Source organism: Carnobacterium sp., from assembly GCF_032094055.1.
In the GTDB taxonomy this organism is placed as follows: domain Bacteria; phylum Bacillota; class Bacilli; order Lactobacillales; family Carnobacteriaceae; genus Carnobacterium_A.
Genome location: NZ_DAMDAK010000074.1, coordinates 1 through 5,073, shown reverse-complemented (window position 1 = coordinate 5,073; position 5,073 = coordinate 1). Strand labels below are relative to the sequence as shown.

The window sequence follows — 5,073 nt, the reverse complement described above, 5'->3', positions numbered from 1 at the left end:
AAATGCAAACAGCGGGTTCAGCTAGACCTAATTTGGATGCAGAATTTATTCAATTGCGTAAAATTACAAACAATTACACCATTCCTGATGATGTTTGCGGAACTTATGCTGCAGTATACAATATGCTTTCTGAAACAGATCAAGCATACCAAGTTTGATGTATTCTTAAGAAAAATGTGATCCTAGAAAGAAGCTGGATATTCTTTCTGGGATTTTTTTCTTAACTAGCTTAAATAAAGTGAATAGAAAGTCTCCAAACTTGATAGCCGTCAAGTTATACATTTTGAAATTGTTCTATACTTTATTTAACAACAAAATACACATTGGAGGAAAAAATCATGCAGCACTATATACTAAGCAAGAAAAATCAAATGACGTTGATCAGCGGTATGTTGATCGGGTTAGGGTTCTTTAGCCAATTCATTTTAGAAAATGTAACGATTTCTGAATGGTCTTTGATCATCGCTTCTATTTTCGGAGTCGCCCCGATTACTATCCAAGCGTATCAAGCCATAAAAGTAAAAGTTGTGAGTATCGATTTGCTAGTCACGATCGCTGTTATCGGAGCTTTCTTAATCCAAAATTACGAAGAAGCAGCTATTGTTACCTTCTTATTTTTATTTGGGCATTTCTTGGAACAACGTACATTAAATCAAACCCGTTCTGCTATTAAAGAATTAACTGAAATGGCACCAGAAAGTGCTTTAAGGCAAATGGAAGATGGAGAATTTGAAGAAGTAGATGTGGAAGAAGTAGACGAAGGAGAGGTCTTACTCGTTAAAACCGGTGCGAAAATCCCGGTAGATGGAACCGTTATTTCAGGTGAAGGCCACATCAATGAAGCCAGTATCACCGGTGAATCCGTTCCAGCAAACAAAACAGTTGGTTCAGAAGTCTTTGCAGGCACCATTTTGGAAAATGGAACGATCCAAATTCGTGCTGATCGAGTAGGAGAAGACACGACATTTGGAAAAATCATTGAATTGGTAGAAGAAGCACAAGATTCTAAGTCTGAAGCAGAACGGTTCATTGACCGCTTTGCCAAATACTACACGCCAGTTGTCTTGGTACTGGCATTTGGTGTGTGGCTGTTCAGCCAAAATATTGAATTGGCGATTACCATTTTGGTGCTAGGCTGCCCAGGGGCATTGGTTATCGGAGTTCCAGTTTCGAATGTTGCAGGTATTGGAAATGGTGCTCGTAATGGGGTTCTGCTAAAAGGAAGCGAAGTTATTCATGACTTCAGCCGAGTGGATACGATTGTATTTGATAAAACAGGAACTTTGACAGTAGGGAACCCAACTGTAGCGGAAACAGAATTTTATGGAGAAGAGAGCACTGAAGTACTCGGTTATTTGGCAAGTGTGGAACGCGAATCCGATCACCCGCTTGCAAAAGCTGTCCTCCAACAAATTGGCGAAACGACTTTTTCTACCGTTGAAGGAACAGAAGTTGTCAAAGGGGGCGGTGTTGTAGCACATGTGGATGGACACCGGCTAGCTATTGGGAATGTTGCATTGATGGAAAAAGAACACGTAGCATTTAGTAAAAAAGCACAAAAAGACGTGGAACGCTTTGAAGAAAATGGCAACTCGCTGGTACTGACAGCGGTCGATGGCGAATTGAAGATTCTGATGGGTATTCGTGATCAAGTTCGTCCGGGAGTAAAAGAAGACCTGCAAGAGTTGAAAACATTAGGCGTAAAAAATCTAGTTGTTCTTTCTGGCGATAATCAAGGAACGGTGGATGCTGTTGCTCGTGAGCTAGGGTTAACAGAAGCACATGGACACATGCTGCCAGAAGATAAATCGGCTCATATTGAGAAACTGCAAAGAGCAGGCCAAGTCGTTGCTTTTGTTGGAGATGGGGTCAACGACAGTCCTTCCTTAGCTTTAGCGGATATTGGAATTGCGATGGGAAATGGGACAGACGTTGCCATTGAAACATCCGATGTTGTCTTAATGAACTCTGATTTCAGCCGTTTGCCGCATGCGTTAGGTTTGACGAAAGCCACAGCACTAAATATGAAACAAAATATTATTATCGCAGTGGGTGTAGTCTTGGTCTTATTGGCCAGCGTCTTCTTCAGTGAGTGGATGAATATGTCTATCGGCATGCTGGTCCATGAAGGAAGCATCTTAGTCGTTATTTTCAATGGAATGAGACTATTGAACTATCGTTTAAAAGGTAAAAGAGCCCGCAAGAAAATCGAAGCTAACCTGACATCAGAAGCAGCGCATACTGTTTAAATTCTTTAGAAGAAGGCACCTACCAAATAGGAGGCTGCTAAAGGAGCAGATAGGATTATTTGACTCTTTAGCAGCTTCATTTATTGGGTGGTGTTTTTTGCTGTTTAGGTTCCAAAAAATTGTGAACAAGTTTGACATAATAATGGAATAAAAAAGTAAATTGAATACAAAATAATAGATTAAAAATAAAGTACGTGATATAAATAACAGAATGCAAATGTAAACTATAGAATTCAGTTAGAGTACATCCATTTATACGCATTTTTCTTTAGGTAACCTTTCGATGGCTCTCATGCTGGAAAAGGATTCCCTACTTTATGAATAAAATAGAACTATGCGAAATTATAAAATCTCTAAAAGGACCAAAATAAAAAAATATGATTCATACGATTCTGAGAAGTTACTGACTCACTACACTAGATAGCAGATGTATCCACTACTCCTTAGCCAAATTCCCTTTTTGAATTGCCAAATGAAGAAACTATGCTGTGTTTTATTTTTTAATGCAACTAATCGCTTGAAGTAGTAAGGGGAGGCTTTTAAATGGAGGACTTACAATTTCATTTTCAACCTAAAGTCGATGTGCAAAACAAACGACTGATTGGATATGAGGTCTTATTAAGGAATAATGAGCAACATCCGTATTACCCAGTTGTAAAAATGGCTGAAATAATCCACGATAGAAAAGAGCATTCGCTTTTCTTAAAGTGGTTCCAAGAAGAACTGATGCGTTTGGTGGTTTTATGTCCAACCGTACAATTTTCAATTAATTTTGCACCAAAACAATTATTTTACCCGGAGACTCATGTCTTTTTTACCGAAATGCAGCCATATGCTAAACAATTGACTATTGAAATAACAGAAGATGCTCCATTATTTACTGCTTCAAACGATACGATTAATTCTTTAACGATCGACCAGCATTTTTTGTCTATTTTTGCCTCAATCAAAGAAAAAGGGTATTGCATTGCATTAGATGATGTTGGCTCAGGGAGGAATTCGTTAGAGGAGGTCTTAAAATACACTCCTTATCTGGATCAAATTAAATTTTCAATGGTAAATTGTAGTAAAAAGAAGCTAACCGAAGCGACCTTGCAGCTTTTCTTGCATGCTTGGCAACGTTTCTCTGAAGACTATCAACTTGACCTCATCATAGAAGGTGTTGAAAATCAAAAAATGAGCGATGAATTGAGAGAACAAGGGATGTTTCTTCAGCAAGGATACTATTTTGGAAAACCTTCAAAATGTATAAAAAAAGGTTATTAACAACTTACTGACTTTATTTGTTTCCTGTGACTAGCTGATGAAAGGAGTTTGTTATGCTGTCATCTATTTTTTTAAGTGTGATTGCCAATATTTCTATTCTTTGTACCGTATCCTATGTTTTTGTTAAATTGATCCCAAAAGAAAAAAATTATACGCTTAGCTTAAAAAAGAAGCTAGGGATGATCGGCATAGCTAGTATAACGAGCTTCATTTTAATGCTTTTTTCAGTTACCTTACCTGAAGAAGCAATACTGGATTTCCGACAAATTATTTTGATTCTGCTGGTTTATTATTTTGGTCCTTCAGTTTCTATTCCAACTGCCTTTTTGATTGCAGCATTGCGTTTGTTATTAGGAATTAATCCTGCTTCGATTCATACCGCGTTTGTGTATGTTTTGCTGGGACTTTTATTGCCGTATGTTAGCAGCAAGTTAACAAAACGATTTAATAATTACGCTGTTTTATCTGGGCTTAATGTGGTTTGCGTTGCAGCTATTAGCCTGAATTTGTACTTTTTATATGATGATATTTTATTGAGTATCCTTATTTGCTTTAGTTTACTGATTCTTTCTAGTATTGTAGTCATTGCAGTGACTGCTTTTATAGAAGATTTAATAAAAAATCTTCATCTGTATTTAGAGGAACAAGAACACGCCCAAATGGATTACTTGACCGGCTTATACAATATGAGAGCGTTCAATAAAAAATGGAAAATGATCCAAGCGGATAAATCAATCACTAAGACCGCTTTTATGATATTAGACATCGATCATTTTAAATGGATCAATGACAATTATGGACATGCAAATGGAAATTTTATTTTGCGGCAATTAGCAGTAATTTTAAATGTTGGAGCTCCAGATCATGAACTGATTTACCGTGTGGGTGGAGAAGAATTTTGTTTGATTTTAAATCATTTGTCTTATGAAGAACAAAAAGAAGTGGCTGAAAATATTAGAGTCAGCGTGGCAGGTAAAGAATTCTTACTGGAAAATGGAGCGGGCATCAACATAACCGTATCAATTGGTTTGGCTGCTTCTAGCCAACAAAAAGATATGAAGAAACTGTTTCGGTTAGCAGATCGGTGCTTATACATGGCAAAAGATCAAGGAAGAAACCAAGTGATCGGAGCAACACTGGAAAGTGAGTAGAACGAAAGAAGCAAATAAAACTGTTCGAACGTTAAGCAATCAGTTTTTAGACCAAAAAAGATTCGACTGGTCTACTGCACAACCTTTCTGATTGAAAGCATAATGAATATGAAAAAATAACTAGAAAGGGTAAGCAGCTACAATTGGAGCAAGTTGTAGCGAAAGAACAAGCATGGTATCATTTGACTAAGATCCACTTTTTAGGGAAAGTAAGTAGAATGTACAAGCAATAGAGTGCGTACATTCCCTATATTTTGATTTAATTTGATAGATAAAAGGAGAACGTTAAAATGAAATCACGCGCAGCAGTTGCATTTGGACCAGGTCAACCTCTTGAAATCGTAGAAATTGATGTAGCAGGACCTAAAAAAGGGGAAGTATTAGTTAAAATTACAGATACAGCTGTT

3 protein-coding genes and 1 pseudogene are annotated in these 5,073 nt (G+C 37.2%); all 4 read left to right on the top strand.

The window, feature by feature from the left end:
- The first annotated feature begins 338 nt into the window (after nucleotides 1–338).
- A complete protein-coding gene (locus tag RT405_RS10530) occupies nucleotides 339–2,249 on the top strand; it encodes a heavy metal translocating P-type ATPase (protein WP_313469571.1) in 1,911 nt (636 codons plus the stop codon).
- 543 nt (nucleotides 2,250–2,792) lie between these two features.
- Complete coding sequence (locus RT405_RS10525; protein ID WP_313469569.1) at nucleotides 2,793–3,515, top strand: EAL domain-containing protein; 723 nt, start codon at nucleotides 2,793–2,795, stop codon at nucleotides 3,513–3,515.
- A 53-nt stretch (nucleotides 3,516–3,568) separates the two neighbouring features.
- On the top strand, nucleotides 3,569–4,666 hold the full coding sequence (locus RT405_RS10520; protein ID WP_313469567.1) for a diguanylate cyclase: 1,098 nt from the start codon (nucleotides 3,569–3,571) through the stop codon (nucleotides 4,664–4,666).
- A 290-nt stretch (nucleotides 4,667–4,956) separates the two neighbouring features.
- Nucleotides 4,957–5,073: pseudogene (locus RT405_RS10515) on the top strand (S-(hydroxymethyl)glutathione dehydrogenase); the annotation flags it as partial.

Excerpts from the sequence above, each read along its gene's own strand:
- RT405_RS10530 (WP_313469571.1), top strand. The coding sequence starts at position 339 with ATGCAGCACTATATACTAAGCAAGAAAAATCAAATGACGTTGATCAGC.
- RT405_RS10525 (WP_313469569.1), top strand. The coding sequence starts at position 2,793 with ATGGAGGACTTACAATTTCATTTTCAACCTAAAGTCGATGTGCAAAAC.
- RT405_RS10520 (WP_313469567.1), top strand. The coding sequence starts at position 3,569 with ATGCTGTCATCTATTTTTTTAAGTGTGATTGCCAATATTTCTATTCTT.